Here is a 16,077-nt window from a genome sequence, read left to right as displayed (position 1 = left end):
GGAAGGCAACGGGCATGTTCAGAACCACACTCTCTGCTTGCCGACGCCATCGATAGTCACATCGACATATCGAGGCTTCTCGCGGACCAGCGGTCTCTTTAGGGTATTGGCCAGGCACTGGTATCGTCCGTCTACCCTTTGCCACCGCGGCGATGCGACAAGGCTGTTGTTTGCATCCCCACCATCCCGATCCGATCGGCAAAAGCTGTGATTCACGGTCTGCAGCGACGTCGAAATACACGTCGCGTCACGTCCTTTGGGACCGTAGCCAGCGGATAATCGGTAACCGTCGCTGCAATGGTATGGTTCGTAAAATGGGCGAGAGGTTTGAAAACCGACGCCCGAGCAATTCGGAAACGAACGCCCTTTTGCCAACCACCTCCAAAGCTTTTCGACAGGCGGCCTGCATTCGCTATATTGAGTTGGGCCGCCCGGGTTGGATAAGCACAGGATAACCTGACACCCCCATTCGTCGGCATGAGCACTTTGCTCCGACATGGTATATAGTGAAGCGAACCCCAACGCTGTCATGATTAATCGAAAGAAAAGGCTCTTCATGCCCACTACCCTCCGGTTTCCTCAACCTCCGCCCCAACTGAACGGCGACTCGTTTCAATTCTTTGACTATGCAAATAATGGATAGTTAAATCGATGGCAAGCAATTTAAGTGAGAGATGGCAGGCCCAAGCCTTATCCGTATTTACAGTGCGTGAAATCCTAGAGAAGCCGATCGAAGGTGAATCGGCACAGTCGCGCATCAAACAGATCGGCATGATGAATATTCTCTATCTCATGCATCAGGCGCATCAGAAGTTAACCCTCTCAAAAGTAATAGAGATTACCGGAATGACGCGCGGCGGAGTGGTGGAAACCATCGATCTCCTGGTTCGGCGCGGCATCCTTAAGGAAACGCTGGGCAGAAACTCAATGGGACGAGGAACAGCTCGACAGTTTGAGTTTTCGCAGCAGGTTTTTGCCGCACTTGGTGGTGACGTTACGATCGGAAATTTCTGATTTTACCAAACAGGTTTTTCACAGATCTAATCTGAAAGCCCTCTCGGGTCCGGTATGTCCATGCCATGCCGCTTGCGCATGGCCGGCACTGGCTGGAACGGATCGGTTTTCCCTCCTGCGCCGGGATCGCAGGCAGGAGGCCAGCTTTGACCATGTCACAATCCAACTTGAGATGTCGTTGGCGCACGTGCCGGAACCAGCAAGGCCGCCCGGGAATGACTTCCAGTTCATCTGAAGCCGGGCCATGTGGTTTCAGTTTTGAACCAGGACTTACGAATGATACCAATGCGGCATCACTCACAAGGAGAACGCGCCTGCTTCCATGTCGAGATCAACGATCAAAAAATCGTCCGGCGGAGGTTAAGGCCCACCGACGGATCGATCCCAGGGATCGACTTACGGTACGACTATTGCTCCTCTTGGCCGCGGCTGTTGTCTGGTCCAACGGCAATCCCGCGCAAAGAGACGGCGGGCGGACGCAGTTCGCACCACGAGCTCAGGCCTGGCTCGGTGATATTGACGGGCTAGTTGAGAAGGCGGTTCTCGCGCAGCCTTGATGCAGCCATATCGACGAAGGCGCGCACCTTTGCTGGAGCGTGCCGACCCTCCGGATGAAGGATATGTATGGGTAAAGGTGGTTCTTCGAATTCACTGAGTATGATTTGGAGCTCGCCAGCTACGAGAGCTGGGCCAATCTGGTAGTTGAGAACCCTGGTCAGGCCCCATCCCTCGCGTGCCGACTGGATCGCCGCTTCGTTGGTGTTGCATTGCAGAGCCGCATCCACGGATACTCGCAGGTCGTTGCCAAACTTCCACTCAGGTGAAGCCCAGGCTGCAGTGGAAGCCGCGATACGGTGGTCTTTGAGATCGGCCGGCGTTTTCGGAACACCAAAGCGCTCAAAATACTTCGCAGAACCACACATGACGCGACGGACCGTACCAACCTTCACGGCAGTGAGATTAGAGTCGGGGAGATGGCCAATACGCACTGCCACGTCGATACCCTCCTCAACGATGTTGACCGGTCGATCGATGAACAGCGTCCTGGCTTTCATGGTGGGATAGGTATCGAGGTAGTCGGTTACGATCGGAAGCACGTACATCTGCCCGAACAGCGCGGACGCAGTGATGGATAGCGTTCCCGTCGGCGTCGTGTAGGAACCGCCGGCAGCCGCCTCTGCTTCAGCGATATCGGCAAGAATCCGACGGCAATCCTCAAAATAGCGAACGCCCGCTTCGGTCATTTTTACCGAGCGGGTTGTTCGCACCAGGAGGCGCGCTCCAATGAGGTCTTCGAGTGAGGCGACGGCACGTGTGACAGCCGGAGCGCTCATGAACATCTGGCGCGCAGTGTCTGCGAAACTTTCCGTTTCGGCGACTTTTACAAAGATCTTCATTGCTTGCCAGCGATCCATCCACTCCCCCAAAGCATTCGCGTTTCCAAGACCCTAAGGGCTTGTAACCCAACCCTCAAGAGCCTCTAGCAGAGGGTCATGCGATTGGCGAACAGCAAGCCTGGAGATGCGCCCTATCTCCGCACAGGCTTCTTCCGACAGTCCGGCGCGCAGTGCGCGTTGGTGCGTTTCGCGGCAGGGGTTCAACGCAAGCGATAGAGCGACCGACGTATTGAAATCGAAGCTTTTCCCCCGCGTTGCGATGTCCATCTCAGCGCCGGTCATGCCAAGGGCACGACCGGCTTCTTCCTGTTGCGCAAGCCACGATTTGCTCGCATTTGTTCCGGTCAGAGCCAGTTCTATTGAAAGCCTTACCCGCGGATCAATTGACGAGCTGGCCATTTTTCTATCTCCTTGATTAGCCGTCTAAAAGCCGAAATCACTCAGGCCAGGATGGTCGTCCGGCAGGCGGCCCGGCGGCCAACGAAACTTGCGATCCGCTTCGGCGATCGGGTGCTCGTTGATGCTTGCATGACGTTCCCGCATCAGGCCATCTTCGGCAAATTCCCAGTTCTCGTTGCCATAGACGCGGAACCACTGGCCGCTGTCGTCGCGATATTCGCAGGCATATCGGACGGCAATGCGGTTGCCGGTGCCTCAGATGACGTTTGTCTTTATTGGCGAGAAACGGCGCATCTTGCGCCGCCTCTTGAGGGCTTCGGTCACGCAGCCGCGCGATCAATCCGGGGGAAGTCGATCTCGGTATCGAGAGCCTCGTTCACGTAGTTCGTGAAGGTGTTGAGGGCCACATGGGCGATGATTTCGACGATCTCGGCGTCGCTGTAGCCGGCGTCACGAACCTTGGCGATTTCGGCTGGTGCGACGGAACCACGGGCCACTATCAATGCGCGGGTGAATTCGACAGCCGCCGCCGCCTTGGGGTCGTTCGAAGTGCCTCTCCGGTTGGCAGCGATCTCGCTCTCATCGAGCTTGGCGAATTTCGTGCCGGTGAAGGTGTGGGCCGAGAGGCAGTAGTCACAGCCGTTGGCTTCAGCCATGGCGAGTGCGATGCGTTCGCGAGTGGCCGCCGGGAGTTTACCTTTACCGAGTGCGCCCTGGAGCGACGTCAAGCCCGTCAATGCGGCGGGGCTGTTGGAAACCAGCCGGAAGATGTTCGGGACGGATCCGATCTGCTTCTGGATGGTTTCGAGGATCGGACGAGAGGCTTCCGGAGCGTCGGCGATCGTGGCGGGGGTAGGAATGCGTGACATTGTATTCTCCTTTTTCGTTTGAGAGGGACGTCGCTCTCTTGAGATTGAATATGAACTGGTGGGGGAGGTTGCTGAACATCGAAAGGAAACAAAGGACCGTTACGCCGGGCGCAGCAATCGAGCTCTCAGACAGCGAGCTGCAGGCCGCCTTCCTGCTCAGCAGGAACAGCGCAGCACAGGAGCACTTCATCGGCGTTGATCTTCGCTGTGGGCTGCTTCACGTATGCGACGGCACCCTTGACGAGCTTCGTCCGGCACGTGCCGCAGTTGCCTTCGCGGCAGCTGAATTCGGGGTCGAGGCCACGCGCTTCGGCAAGCTCCAGGAGGGTGCCGGAACCTGGAGTCCACCGCGCCTCTTTCAGGGAATTCGTGAATATGACGGGCACAGGTTTTTCGGATGGCTGCGTGGCGGTAGGTATCAGGGCTGGTGTGGCGTGCCCCGTGCGGACCAGCGACGACGGACCGAAGGCTTCAGCCTGAATGCGATCGTCAGCAATGTTGAGAGCCCTCAACCCGTCATAGAGTCCTTGTGTGAACTGGGGAGGCCCGCAGAGATAGAAATCATAGTCGTTGAAGGGAAGAAACCGAGTCAGCATCGCCATATCGATCCGCCCTGCGGCATCGAAATCCCTGCCCTCTTCGGCATTCGTGGTATCACTGAGGACCCTGACCAGCCGCACGGCGCTCTTGGCTGCACCGACCAGATCCCAGATCTCCTGATCGAACGGCCTATCGGCCTTGGAGCGGGACGCATGGAATAGCGTCACTGGGCGGACGCGCTGCTTGCGGAGCCCTTCATAGACGACATGACGGAGCATCGCGAGTATCGGCGTAATGCCGACACCCCCCGCAAGAAGCACCGCCGGGCGTGTCGAGCGGGCGTCGATGCTGAAGTCGCCGGCCGGCGCGCGCGCCTCGATGACATCGCCGACGGAAATGGTATCGTGCAGGAACTGTGATACCTGACCGTCTCGCTTGACGCTGATGCGGTAGAGACCGTCGGACGGCGCGACCGAAAGGGTATAGGTGCGAATAACCGCCTTTTCTACATCGGGTAGCTTTATGCGGATAGGGAGATGTTGACCGGCGTTGTGAGGGAGCAGCCCTGCGCCATCGCCGGGCTGGAGGTGGAAAGACTTGATCGTCGCGCTTTCATCGACGATCGCGGTGACGGTCATTGGCCGCCAGCTTTCAGCAAACTCTGCGGCGCGAAGACGGTCGACCACTTCGCTCCAGCTGCCCGTCATCAGGGAACTTGGGGACCAGCCGTCCTTCTGGAAAGCCCACCTCAGAGCCAGCGCATTACGGCGCCGAACAATGCGCGTCGGCTTGAATGTCCAGAACCGCTCTGCCCCCTGGAAAGCGGCGATCTCGGGCGAATCGAAAATGATTTCGGCTTTCCCCGTCATCTGCAGCATGTCGCCGGTGGTGAAATCCACGAACAGAAGTCCTGCCTTTCCGTTCAGCAGGATGTTGCCGAGCGTTGCGAAGAAGAGATTGCCGTCGAAATCCGGGATCGTCAGAACGCCATCGTCGCCGATGCGAACGAATCCGGCATTGCCGCCGCGGTGGGAAACATCCACCTGGCGCCGGTCTTCGCGATCGACGTAAGACGCCACAAAAAACGCGTCAGCTTCCTCAATGATCGCGCGTGCCTTGTCGTCGAGTGCCGGCAGTTCCTCGACTGTACCGTGAAAAGACGTCCCCGGCTGACGCTCGAAAGAAAAGTCGCGCAGCTGAATGTAACGCGGACAATTTCCAAAACTCTGGTCGACATCGACGCGAAAACCACCGTCGATCGTCGACACAAAGCCGTTCATACGGTTGCGGCGACGGGTGTGCATCTCGATGCCAAGGAGACCGATCGGCAAGCCGTCCGCCAGCCCTTCACTGGCCGGGTCGCTCGGATCGCGGTGCGCAGCAATGTCAAGCGCGACGGGCGAAGGTGACGACATGAACCCCGGCTCGCCTTCGACAAACGTCGCCCAGGCGTCTCCGGTCTGGTCGACGCTCCCGAGAACGATGAACGGCAGTTGCGCGTAGAAATCCCGGTGCTGGTCCGGCATGTAATCGCGAACGACACGCTGGCCGACGGAGGCCATGCGTTCCTTTACGCCGGGCCTTTCCTGAATAAAGGTCTCGCCTTCATGCCACGTCGGCAGTTTTGTGAACTTCATGGACATCTGCGTTCTCCGGGAAAGGGCAAAGAGCGCGCGAGATCCCGCACGCCCTATTGAAGCTCAGGCGGCAAGGCCTGCCGGCGTTTTGACAAAATCCACGAAGCCCGGAAGTTGCTCGACCCGGCGCAGCAGAGCATTCACGGACGGATAGGCGCTGAGGTCGACATTGCCCTCCGGGGCGCGCGCGACGTAGCTGTAGATCGCGACGTCCGCGATCGTCGGGCGGCTGCCCACCAGCCATTCCCGCCCTTGCAAATGGCCCTCGACCCGGCCGAGGATGATATGGGCACGGCCGATGACTTCTTCGGCGTTGAACTTGGCGCCGAAGACCGTCACCAGACGCGCAGCTGCCGGTCCGTAGGCAATCTCACCGGCAGCGACCGAAAGCCAGCGCTGGACGTCCGCGGCCCCTTTGGCATCTTCAGGAAGCCACTCCGTCTGGCCCGACTTCTTAGCGAGGTAGACCAGGATCGCGTTGGAATCGGAGATGAAGACATCGCCATCCGCCAGAACCGGGACCTGCCCGAACGGGTTCATCTTGAGGAAGTCAGGCTGCTTGTGGGCGCCAGCTTTCAGATCGACCTCGACCAGCTCATGGGGCATCCCGATCAGCGAAAGGAAGAGTCGGGCGCGGTGCGCGTGACCTGACAGCGGATGGTGATAGAGTTTCATGTGTTCGCTCCTGATTGAAGGCCGGGTTCGTTCCCGATCCGTAGACACAGGATGCATTGAGCGATCGGGCGGCTGAATACTCATGTTTGGCACTGGACCATTACGCCAGATGCAACAGTGTGCGGCGTACAGACATCATGCTTCCGGAATTCACGTTTGAAGGTGCTTCGGCATGACGGGGAGTTGGCGGAACTCTTACGCCAAGCGAAATAATCCCTTGCGCGCTATGCCGATTATTGAATGCGGCGGCAGGCATATTGTCTGGCCATCGTCTCAGGCAACATGGAACTTCGACATGAACACCGCCAACACACCCTATGTCAGCCGCCGTTCTCTTCTTACGGGGCCCTTGCAGCCATCTCCGTTGCGCCTTTTCTGGCGACCAATGTCTTCGCCAAGTCTGGAACGATCGCGGACCCCTGTCCCGGATCAGCGCCCTTGAGACAGAAAACCGGGCCGCAGACATCGGCGATGGAGAACACCGCCAAGGACATCCGCCGCGCGACGCGCAAGCGCCATTCTGCGGAAGACAAAATCAGACAGCGCCGCTTGAACCACCAGGCCAAAGCGGCTTAAATCAGAACGCAAACCGAGCCGGAAACTCCATTCTTCCAAAGCCCAAAAAGTTTCAAATCATTCGACGACGGACGCGCCGCCGCGGCTGTTGAAGCCCTTCCGGCGCCCATGCTGCGCGGAGAGCGCGTTGCAGTGCTGGCCGAGGACCAGGAAGTGAGCCCAAGTGATGCTTCCACCATTCTCGGCATCTCTCGTCCGCTCGTCGTCCTCCGCATGGACCGGGGCGATCTGCCATTCCGCTACGTCGGCAAACACCGCCGCGCCCTCCTGAAGGATGTGCTCGCGTTAAAGTCGAAGCTCGACAAACGGCAGACGGCGATGGAAGCACTTGCCGAGGACACAGAGGACCTCATCGAGACCTATGGCCTCTAATCCGCCCGTCGCGGTCTACGATGCCTGCGTCCTCTACCCCTTCCACCTCCGCAACGTGCTGGTTCAGTGCGCCTTCGACGGTCTCGTCGAGGCTCGCTGGACCGACGATATATACAAAATGAGTGGATTCCGGCGCTTTTGCTCCATGACGGCCATCGGCCTAGGTGGACCTAATGGCACCATTGCAAAGCAGCAACCAAGCCGCCTAGACGCTTTCCAAAAACCTCAGGATCAACGCCGAGACCTCGTTTGGCCGTTCTTGCTGAAGCCAGTGACCGGCGTCTGGGATGACGTGTGATCCTCGCAGATCGGGAACAAGCGTCGGCATTGCCGCGATGATCTGATCCATTCCCGGAATGTTGAGACCCGTGTCCCTTTCGCCAATCATGAACAGCGCTGGAATTGTGATCGGCAGGCCAGCGGCTAGATGCTGCAATTCCCAGTTTCGATCGAGGTTACGGTAGTAGTTCAAGCCACCTCGGAAGCCTGATGCCTCGAAGTCCTTGACCAAGCGGTCGAAGTCGAGGGCGGGCAACCAGTCCGGCAGCGCAGGGGGTTCCGGAAGGCTCTTCAACAGACCCGTGGATCGGGAGACCATGCCAAACGGATTGGGGGTGCTGTCACCGGGCAAACGGGGCCCGGCTTCGCCGCTGGCCGCGAAGATCAGCTTGCGCAGCGTCAGTGCGACATCCCGTCCAAACTCGGCCTCGGCGTCATTCGGGTCTTGAAAGTAGAGGGTATAGAATAGGCTCCTTTCATCCTGAGGGAAAATTTGTGAAGGAGGTACAGGTGGTTGGCCCATCATCGGCACGCTCAAAGCGACAACGGCACGGAACCTGTCGGGTCGCATCAGCGCGGCCTGCCACGCAATTGTGGCACCCCAGTCATGGCCCACCACGACCGCTTGCCGTTCGCCGAGAGCATCCAGTAGCGCGACGAGGTCGCCTACCGCGTGGAAAGCGGTGTACTGGTCCGGGCGTTCCGGAGATTCCGTCTTTCCATATCCTCTCATGTCGGGCGCAACGGCGCGGTAGCCGACGCGCGCGAGGGCCTCGATCTGGTGACGCCAGGCATATTTGGTTTCGGGAAAGCCGTGGCAGAGCAAGATGAGCGGACCTTGCCCAGCCTCGATGATGCTCATGCGGATTGTGGCTGTGGAAATGACAGTGTCTTTCATAGGAGCCTCCTGACTAAACGCCTGTCTGGCGGAACCGTGGACAACGAATTGCGCTGCCGCGGCCATAACGGTTCGGCGAAGCCTACGATTTGCATCGTTTATCGTAACCACATATGTTACACATAAGTGAGCGAGGTCAAGATACCGTAACAAAATATGTTGCAGAAAGATTGCCAATGAAAAGTGATGGTCGTCTCGCGAGGATGCTGCACGTGCTCGTTCACATGGGGCTGCTCGGAGGCCGAGAAACGTCTGAGCGGATTGCGCAAATGCTAAACACAAATCCGGTTGTCGTGCGCCGCACTCTTGGAAGCCTGCGCAACCACGGAATCGTCGAGTCGGAAGGTGGACGTGGAGGCGGATGGAAGCTAACCCGCCCGCTCGATCGGATCACGGTCCTGGATGTGCAGCGCGCTTTGATCGAAGGGCAAATGCTACCTGCCCCCCTATCCCGGGACCATCCCAATTGTCCAGTCGAACGCGCTTCGAATGCCGTTCTCGAACATGCTCATAGGGTCGCGGAAGCTGAATTGGAAAAAGCTTACGCGGCAACGACGCTGGCGCAAATCGCTGAAACGGCACTCGCAACGAAGTAAGCGGCGCCAGTCATGACCGCAATTGGCGCTTCAGCGCAATGGGGTCATCGGTTCAGATCGGTCGTCGCATATTGCCGATGTTACTACGGGCGACAGGAGTATACCTTCCCGCCGCCCGAAGATCGCCGTAAAGGCGTTGCGACAAGGTCAGATCAGATCGTCAGCCCTCGTCAGCGGCTGCAGGACAATATCTGCGAGTGCCGAGATACCGACCTGGAACGCGCGCTGATACTCTGCATCGTCAACCATCGCTTTAAACGCAGCTCTCCCCGGATACTGCACGAGCAATACCGAATCCCACATACGCGTTTCGCCCTCCGTGAGGACGGGCAGACCGTTACCACGAAACAAAATCTTCGCTCCAAAGCGAGCCAGGATCGGTTCAGCCATTTTCAGATATTCAAGATGCCTCTCCCGGCCACCATCGGGATCGAATCTCAGAAGGTTCAACATGATGACTTCCCTGTCATCTTTGGCGGCCAAGAACTCGGCGAACGCAGTGGGTGAAAACGCAACCATTGTCTTCCTCTTTTTCCATGTCTGTTAAATCATCTGAGACATCGTGGCGCACGGTGCCAAACCAGCGCCGTGGGATGAATAAGATGTCGTCGGTGCTCGTTGCTCAGGCGACGTTCTGCAACAACCCCACCTCTTCAACGTCGGTTGAGAGGGCTATCGCCTTTTGAGCGTCGAGCGCGGCGAGGCGACTGACAAGTACACCGCGAATGGCGGAGAAAGCATCGCTTCCCAGAGCCAGACGGAGGGGGGCGGGGTTCGCGTAGACGGAGTCAATCATGGCGTTCGCCATCTTGACCGGATCGCCATTGTTCGGGACCAGACCTTGCTCGACGGCGCGGCGGAAGTCTCCGACCGGGGTCCTGTCGTAAATTTCCATCGGCTGTCCAGACACCATGCTGCCCCCCATGAAGTTCGTCCGTGCCAGACCCGGCTCGACGATCGTGACTTCGATGCCGAACGGAGCGACTTCCTGCGCAACGGATTCCATGAAGCCTTCGACCGCCCACTTTGTCGCATGGTAGACGCTGAGGTTCGGTATGGCGATCTGGCCACCCATGGATGCGAGCTGGAGAATGCGACCGCCACCCTGCTGACGCAGATGAGGGATGACAGCACGAATGACCTGGATGGAACCGATTAAGTTGGTGTCGATCTGGAGGCGAATCTGATCGTCCGTCAATTCCTCCGCAGCGCCCGACAAGCCGTATCCTGCATTGTTTACGACCACGTCGATGTGTCCTAGCTCCTCGAACGCGGAACGGACAACGTCGCGGATGCCGTTGGTATCGGTGACGTCCAGGCTCGCCACCGAAAGCTGGTCACCGTAGCGCGCCTTGAGGTCATCCAACGCTGCGATCTTGCGTACGGTACCGACGACCCGGTCGCCCCGGGCGAGGAGCTGCTCAACCAGAGCGCGGCCGAAGCCGGAAGAGGTGCCAGTGATAAACCATGTCTTAGCCATTTCGATTTCTCCGGTAAGTTGGCCTGGCAGCTCTCGGCTGACGCAGGGGCGAAGGATGATCGGTGCACATCGATGCCGTCCGATTGCCTTCGATGGCCACTTATCGCCGCGATCGGGATCGGGTTGAACCCGGAATGCCGCCATGGTAGTGTTGACTGCATGTCAATACCGCCCTTGTCATCCGATCTACTCCAGCTCCTCTGGTTTACCCGCATCGTCGAAGCCGGGTCGTTCTCGGAAGCAGCAAGGCGGGCGAACAGCTCTACCTCCGCGATGTCCAAAGCGGTCAGTCGGCTGGAACAGGCCCACGGGGTAAGACTTCTCAACAGGACGACGCACTCTCTATCGACGACGCCCGAAGGGGACCGTCTACTGGCTATCGGCATCAAGCTCCTGAGCGATCTGGAAGAAGCCCGTGACGCCATCGGTGAAGTTGGCCATCAAGGAGCTGTGGGGCGTGTCCGTATCAGCGCACCGCCTTCATTTGCCAAGAGATGCATTCTGCCCCGCCTGCCGGATTTTCTCCGTGCGAACCCAAGCATTTCGGTAGAGATCGAATTCAGCGCCGATTTCCTCAATATGGCAGTGCGCGGGATCGACATCGCTATCGGAGGCGGAGACGTGTCAGGGCTGCCCGGTCACTTCGTTCGCCAACTCTGTACGTTCCCGTGGATCGTGTGTGCGACGCCCGACTACATCAGCGCTCATGGACGGCCGGTCACTCCGTCCGATCTCGCCAGCCACGATCTTATAGGTTTGCGTAATCGGGCAAATGGGCAGGTCGAAAGCTGGCGTTTCCGTAGCCCGCTGGACGGAAAAACGATTCGTCACCAGCCTAAGGCGCGACATGTTTTCGATGATCCAGAAGCGGCTTGGGACATGATCCGGTCTGGAGTTGGGGTAGGCTATGCACCAGCGTGGGTCGGCATAGACGACTGGAAGCAACGTGTCGTGACCGAGGTTTTACGCGATTGGCGTAGCGGTGAAGTCCCGCTCTACGCCGTGCGGATCGACAAACGTCACACGCCCTCACGTGTACATATCGTGCAGGATTTCCTCGTCGAGTTGACGAGAGCCTCGCACGAAGCGTTCTCAAAATTGGGTGTCGACGGTAGTAGGTCGGCGCATAGATGAGGGTGGAAATGGCGGTTCTGACTGATATCCTGGTGGCTCCGACGGCGCGCGGTATCGCCCACAGGTCGTAATAGTCTTTCATGCGCCCGTTGAGAACACCAAGGGCCACCATCGCCTGGAACTTCTCGGCGATCACCGTTGCGGGCGGATAGGAACTCACCTGCGCAACGGGAAAATCTAGCAGGGCTGGATAGTCGGGGCGCTGCGTCGCATCGGTCATAGCGTCTCCGAACCCCGTATCGGCGGCCAATTGGACGCCGATACCCCGCCAGAGGGGTCAATATTCCATGCCGAAACACAGGTAATAGGCACCAACCGGATCCTTTGCGGCAAGCCGCCTGGCATCGGCCAGCGAACGGCGGCGGATAGCTCGCCGATGTTCGATCCATCGTCGTAAGAATCCAATCACCACCATCTCACTTTCGCACCTTGATGCAGGCTGCTTAGGTCAACATGAATGCCGCGATGAATCGCGGCACCAAAAACGCGAAATGACGCAGGCATTGCCTTATGAGACGCGGCATTGTGAGTTCGCTTTTCCAAAGATCACCTATCGAAGCTCAGATCGTTCGGAAATCCATGCGCGATGTGTCGGGTGTCCTCGGTCGATTACTCGACGGATGGCATTCGGTCGTGGCAGGCCGTCTGGCCGGGGCATTTCCGGCGCACAGGAAAAGGCGAGTTCGCCGACGATATCTTGAAAACGATGAGATTCTCCGCGGTGCACCGGCAGGAGCCGTTATCCGCAAGCAACATAGGGATTGGTACCGCGAACTGCTCGGCCCCTCGGTCGCCGCAGGTATCCTGAAAGCCAGCGCAATCGTGGGCTATCGAAACAACCCTGTATATCTTTGCAGATCATGGCATGTACCACCGCGTTCCGAAGCGGTTCCGATGGAATGGAGGCCCTGTTCGATCTACTGGAGAAGGAAAGCGAACCAGCGGTTAGGGCAGTCCTTGACCACTGGTTGATAGGCTATGTTCATCCCTATCCTGACGTTAACGGACGGATGGCGCGCTTCCTGATGAACGCGATGTTCGCCGCGGGTGGTTTTCCATGGACAGTGGTCAGGGTTGAGGATCGGTCAACTTATTTGGGCAGCCTTGAACAGGCGAGCGTCCTCATGAACGTCAAACCGTTCGCGGAATTCATCGCGGAGCGCACCTCGTGGTCGATGAGTAAGGCACCCTAAAAACGGCATCGTAAAGTTAATCGGCCGAGAAGCAGCAGGATGACGCCGGCCGCATTATACCGCTTGTACCCGAGCGATTTGTGCCCACAGGTCCATCGCCTGCGAACGCAATTGGCGATGATGGGCGGAGGAGATGTAATGGCGGAAATGTGGAACAGGTTGGCAATTGGATCATGGATAGAGACGAAGTGTTGTAGATGTCGCTGTGACTTGAAGCGCTTCATGATCCGCTCTCGCCGCCGGACAGGTTGGCGAGAATTCTCTGCCCGATTATTCAAGCCTTTATGCGAAAGGTGCTCAACACCGGCATGATCTCTCGCTTTGCTGCGTCGTCGGATACCAGCTTGTCAGTAATCATCACACGCGGTGAGCGACCTTGTCCTGTCAACAGCTTGCGCATCAGGCGTTTCGCTTTTGGCGGCTTTGAACGAGAACCAGCGTCGGATCTTGTTGGCGAAGGCACGACCGAATTTCTCCGCCCACAGCCTGACTGTTTGGTACGAGACAGTGATCCCACGGGCAGCTAGCAAGTCCTCAACCATTCGCAGGGTGAGAGGAAAACGGAAATAGAGCCAGACCGCATGGGCGATGATCTCAGCGGAAAAGCGATGGCGGCGGTAGAGTGGGTCACGGTCTGTCATGAACCGTCGTTCGCACATCAACGTCCACATTCTGTTAAGTTGACGACGCCCCCGTGAGGCGTCGCGCCAACCAGTCAACCTCTTGAGCTGCATCACCCCACGTGTGGATCCCTATCGCGACACAGCCGATAAGTCACAACCGCGGATGTTTCAGGGGCAAGAAGCTCATGTTTTTCTGCAAATGCTGTGAACATTCCACGCGCCGTTTCTGCTTCAATCTCGCCGCGAAGTGCCGCCTGACAGGCTTTAACAGCAACCGAATGCGCGGTGTCTCTGAGTGAAACCGGCCACTCGACCAGGTGTCGATAGGCATCCATTACGGAGCGGATTTCCGCAGGCAAGCCCAAGCCGACAAGAATGGTGACAGGTTTTCTGAACATATCGGGTTTCATATCTCTCTCCTTCCCAACCCGGAATGTTGACGGGCGCCATCGCAATGGCGCCCTTGGACTTAGTGGACAAACTTAGAGATTAAGCTGCCTTCTGTGCTTCGATCTGTGCCGGAGCCGCCGACGTCAGCGCGGGCGTACTCTCAATCGAAATCTTCCGCGGCTTCAATGCCTCGGGAATCTCGCGGACAAGCTCGATCGACAGGAGACCGTTATTCAAACCCGCTCCGTTCACACGGACATGGTCGGCGAGTTCGAAACGGTGTTCGAACGGGCGACCAGCGATGCCGCGATGCAGGTAGCCATCCGAGGGTGCCTCCTGCTTCTTGCCGGCGACCGTCAGCAGGTTGGATTGGAAACTGATGTCGAGATCGTCCTGGCCAAACCCCGCCACCGCAATCGAGATCCGATATGTGTCGTCCCCTGTCTTGACGATGTCATAGGGCGGCCAGTCGTTGGACGACCGGGTGCGCTGGGCGTTCTCCAGAAGATTGAAGATCCGGTCGAAACCAACGCTCGAGCGGTAGAGTGGTGCATAGTCGTAAGATGTTGCCATAGCCATATCCTCCTTGAAGCAACATGGGTACGGGAGTGCCAAAAGCGGCGCTCCCGGCAATGCCAACCCTGTCTTAAGCGGCTGGCGGCAACCGATTTGGTTTTGGCGATTTTCCGATTCAAGATCTACTGCGGAAAAAATTTACCGAATTCGCACCGTCCGGCTTTCAATGTACCGATCGGCTGAGAACGCGATGCGGATAAGCCGCCTTGAACTGCGAGATCATCTCGCAAGCTTGTTGTAATACCCGCTCGGTGGTTTCGGGAGTGTCGCGTGCCAGTTCGTCGGCGTTTATGCGGATGGCTTCCGCCATATTCGCAGACAACAATGCAAAACAACCCTCACCGTAGACAAAGGCCTCCTGCGAGGCGGTCTCAAGCCACCGCGCGAAATCAACGATGATCTCTTCCCTCTCGGCGATGCTAGCGTCCTTGATGATTTTAATGTTTTCTTCCATTTGGTCTCACTCCATACAGACGTGGGAAAGCGACCGGGCTCATCAAGCCCCGATCGCCGGATGAGCTAGGAAGTGGACGTGTCCGGTTCAAGCCTAGTGCAGCTTGAACTCACCATCGACACGCCGCCATTCGTTGGGCCCGATCAGGCGCTGATGGCTGTAGTGGACAGAGTGCAGAGGACCATCGAGGGTCGATCTCCAGAAGTCAAGGAACCTGTGCATCTCGGGAAAATCGGGAGCCAGATCGTAGTCCTGCCAGACGTAGGTCTGGAGAACGGATTCAAAGTCCGGGACGCGATAAAGGATATGCGCGGTGGTCAAGCCGTAGCCGCTCAATTGCCGTTCCAGATCCGATGAGAATTGCATGCTTCATCTCCGTTTCGTGACGCGATGATGGTGATGCAAAACATTTCCGCCATCAACATGTTTTCGAACGAAATATATAAATTTTCTGTTCCTTTACAGCATGTTAGCATCCACCGCGCCCGAGTGCTAATTTTTTGCATGCGCCCTCTTGAAATCGAAAAATCTCGAAAATAGATTTTGCCCGCGGACGCTCAAGTGAGGTTCGCACCCCCCGGACTGGTCATCCGGTCCGGTCTGGGTCTTCAACGTCATCATTTTTGCTCAACGGAGGAAAACATGTCGTTCCGACCGCTTCATGATCGCATTCTCGTCCGCCGGGTCGAATCCGAAGAAAAGACCAAAGGCGGTATCATCATCCCTGACACTGCCAAGGAAAAGCCGCAGGAAGGCGAAGTCGTTGCCGTCGGCCCTGGTGCACGCAACGAGGCGGGCCAGATCCAGACACTGGACGTCAAGGCTGGCGACCGCATCCTGTTCGGCAAATGGTCAGGCACCGAAATCAAGATCAACGGCGAGGATCTGTTGATCATGAAGGAAAGCGACGTTCTGGGCATTATCGAAGCCCAGGCCGAGCAGAAGCAGGCTGCCTAGTCACGCACCGCCGCCCAC

The 16,077-nt window shown here is 57.8% G+C and carries 19 protein-coding genes and 4 pseudogenes; 7 read left to right on the top strand and 16 right to left on the bottom strand.

Annotated elements, in window-relative coordinates; genetic code table 11:
• Nucleotides 1-18: 18 nt before the first annotated feature.
• On the bottom strand, nt 19-558 hold the full coding sequence (locus PL597_RS13995) for a hypothetical protein (RefSeq protein WP_254229242.1): 540 nt from the start codon (nt 556-558) through the stop codon (nt 19-21).
• A gap of 93 nt (nt 559-651) precedes the next feature.
• Between PL597_RS13995 and PL597_RS13990 the strand changes: the two genes are divergently transcribed.
• Nucleotides 652-1,014 (top strand): transcriptional regulator, encoded by a 363-nt coding sequence (locus tag PL597_RS13990; protein WP_149148713.1) that lies wholly within the window; start codon nt 652-654, stop codon nt 1,012-1,014.
• Nucleotides 1,015-1,538: 524 nt separating this feature from the next.
• Here the strand turns inward: PL597_RS13990 and PL597_RS13985 are convergent.
• The 6 genes and pseudogenes from PL597_RS13985 to PL597_RS13960 form a co-directional block, all read right to left on the bottom strand.
• Nucleotides 1,539-2,429: a LysR family transcriptional regulator gene (locus PL597_RS13985; RefSeq protein ID WP_271365451.1), complete on the bottom strand. Its 891-nt coding sequence runs from the start codon at nt 2,427-2,429 to the stop codon at nt 1,539-1,541.
• Nucleotides 2,430-2,462: 33 nt separating this feature from the next.
• Nucleotides 2,463-2,810, bottom strand: coding sequence for a hypothetical protein (locus PL597_RS13980; RefSeq protein WP_217005578.1), 348 nt, complete (start codon nt 2,808-2,810; stop codon nt 2,463-2,465).
• Nucleotides 2,811-2,834: 24 nt separating this feature from the next.
• Nucleotides 2,835-3,062, bottom strand: a pseudogene (locus PL597_RS13975) (DUF1348 family protein); the annotation flags it as partial.
• 68 nt (nt 3,063-3,130) lie between these two features.
• Complete coding sequence (locus tag PL597_RS13970; RefSeq protein ID WP_271365449.1) at nt 3,131-3,679, bottom strand: carboxymuconolactone decarboxylase family protein; 549 nt, start codon at nt 3,677-3,679, stop codon at nt 3,131-3,133.
• A 125-nt stretch (nt 3,680-3,804) separates the two neighbouring features.
• Nucleotides 3,805-5,862 carry a 2Fe-2S iron-sulfur cluster-binding protein gene (locus PL597_RS13965; protein ID WP_271365448.1) on the bottom strand — a complete coding sequence of 686 codons (2,058 nt, stop codon included), beginning with the start codon at nt 5,860-5,862 and terminating at the stop codon, nt 3,805-3,807.
• Nucleotides 5,863-5,919: 57 nt separating this feature from the next.
• On the bottom strand, nt 5,920-6,531 hold the full coding sequence (locus tag PL597_RS13960) for a glutathione S-transferase family protein (protein ID WP_217005576.1): 612 nt from the start codon (nt 6,529-6,531) through the stop codon (nt 5,920-5,922).
• Nucleotides 6,532-6,771: 240 nt separating this feature from the next.
• On the opposite strand from PL597_RS13960, the gene PL597_RS13955 reads away from it, so the two are divergent.
• Entirely contained in the window at nt 6,772-7,107 is a 336-nt protein-coding gene (locus PL597_RS13955; protein ID WP_271365535.1) for a hypothetical protein, read from the top strand.
• Between the two features lie 75 nt (nt 7,108-7,182).
• A pseudogene (locus PL597_RS13950) lies at nt 7,183-7,479 on the top strand (DNA-binding protein); the annotation flags it as partial.
• Nucleotides 7,480-7,684: 205 nt separating this feature from the next.
• Here the strand turns inward: PL597_RS13950 and PL597_RS13945 are convergent.
• Nucleotides 7,685-8,656 carry an alpha/beta fold hydrolase gene (locus PL597_RS13945; RefSeq protein ID WP_271365447.1) on the bottom strand — a complete coding sequence of 324 codons (972 nt, stop codon included), beginning with the start codon at nt 8,654-8,656 and terminating at the stop codon, nt 7,685-7,687.
• A 176-nt stretch (nt 8,657-8,832) separates the two neighbouring features.
• Here PL597_RS13945 and PL597_RS13940 point away from each other — a divergent pair, with 176 nt between their 5' ends.
• Nucleotides 8,833-9,252, top strand: a complete 420-nt coding sequence (locus tag PL597_RS13940) for an RrF2 family transcriptional regulator (protein WP_271365446.1) — start codon at nt 8,833-8,835, stop codon at nt 9,250-9,252.
• 147 nt (nt 9,253-9,399) lie between these two features.
• Here PL597_RS13940 and PL597_RS13935 read toward each other — a convergent pair whose 3' ends face one another.
• Nucleotides 9,400-9,771, bottom strand: coding sequence for a DUF1330 domain-containing protein (locus tag PL597_RS13935; RefSeq protein WP_149148723.1), 372 nt, complete (start codon nt 9,769-9,771; stop codon nt 9,400-9,402).
• Nucleotides 9,772-9,874: 103 nt separating this feature from the next.
• Nucleotides 9,875-10,732 carry an SDR family oxidoreductase gene (locus tag PL597_RS13930; RefSeq protein ID WP_271365445.1) on the bottom strand — a complete coding sequence of 286 codons (858 nt, stop codon included), beginning with the start codon at nt 10,730-10,732 and terminating at the stop codon, nt 9,875-9,877.
• A gap of 174 nt (nt 10,733-10,906) precedes the next feature.
• On the opposite strand from PL597_RS13930, the gene PL597_RS13925 reads away from it, so the two are divergent.
• Entirely contained in the window at nt 10,907-11,866 is a 960-nt protein-coding gene (locus PL597_RS13925; RefSeq protein WP_271365444.1) for a LysR family transcriptional regulator, read from the top strand.
• Nucleotides 11,867-11,918: 52 nt separating this feature from the next.
• Here the strand turns inward: PL597_RS13925 and PL597_RS13920 are convergent.
• Nucleotides 11,919-12,116: pseudogene (locus PL597_RS13920) on the bottom strand (nucleotidyl transferase AbiEii/AbiGii toxin family protein); the annotation flags it as partial.
• A 649-nt stretch (nt 12,117-12,765) separates the two neighbouring features.
• Between PL597_RS13920 and PL597_RS13915 the strand changes: the two are divergent.
• The gene (locus PL597_RS13915) at nt 12,766-13,059 is read left to right on the top strand and encodes a Fic family protein (protein WP_271365443.1); all 294 of its coding nucleotides are present in this window, start codon (nt 12,766-12,768) and stop codon (nt 13,057-13,059) included.
• Between the two features lie 54 nt (nt 13,060-13,113).
• On the opposite strand, the pseudogene PL597_RS13910 reads toward PL597_RS13915, so the two are convergent.
• From PL597_RS13910 to PL597_RS13890, 5 genes and pseudogenes are all read right to left on the bottom strand, one after another.
• A pseudogene (locus tag PL597_RS13910) lies at nt 13,114-13,700 on the bottom strand (IS6 family transposase).
• A gap of 92 nt (nt 13,701-13,792) precedes the next feature.
• A complete protein-coding gene (locus PL597_RS13905; protein ID WP_271365441.1) occupies nt 13,793-14,092 on the bottom strand; it encodes a DUF982 domain-containing protein in 300 nt (99 codons plus the stop codon).
• 79 nt (nt 14,093-14,171) lie between these two features.
• Complete coding sequence (locus PL597_RS13900) at nt 14,172-14,645, bottom strand: Hsp20 family protein (protein WP_271365440.1); 474 nt, start codon at nt 14,643-14,645, stop codon at nt 14,172-14,174.
• Between the two features lie 166 nt (nt 14,646-14,811).
• Nucleotides 14,812-15,102 carry a hypothetical protein gene (locus PL597_RS13895; RefSeq protein ID WP_271365438.1) on the bottom strand — a complete coding sequence of 97 codons (291 nt, stop codon included), beginning with the start codon at nt 15,100-15,102 and terminating at the stop codon, nt 14,812-14,814.
• A 93-nt stretch (nt 15,103-15,195) separates the two neighbouring features.
• Nucleotides 15,196-15,468 (bottom strand): usg protein, encoded by a 273-nt coding sequence (locus PL597_RS13890; RefSeq protein WP_271365436.1) that lies wholly within the window; start codon nt 15,466-15,468, stop codon nt 15,196-15,198.
• 276 nt (nt 15,469-15,744) lie between these two features.
• Between PL597_RS13890 and groES the strand changes: the two genes are divergently transcribed.
• Complete coding sequence (groES, locus tag PL597_RS13885) at nt 15,745-16,059, top strand: co-chaperone GroES (protein WP_217006039.1); 315 nt, start codon at nt 15,745-15,747, stop codon at nt 16,057-16,059.
• The last annotated feature ends 18 nt before the right edge of the window (nt 16,060-16,077 follow it).

The sequence above is a fragment of the Agrobacterium sp. ST15.13.013 genome (genome assembly GCF_027956525.1).
GTDB lineage: Bacteria > Pseudomonadota > Alphaproteobacteria > Rhizobiales > Rhizobiaceae > Agrobacterium > Agrobacterium salinitolerans.
This window is presented reverse-complemented; position numbering and strand designations above follow the sequence as displayed.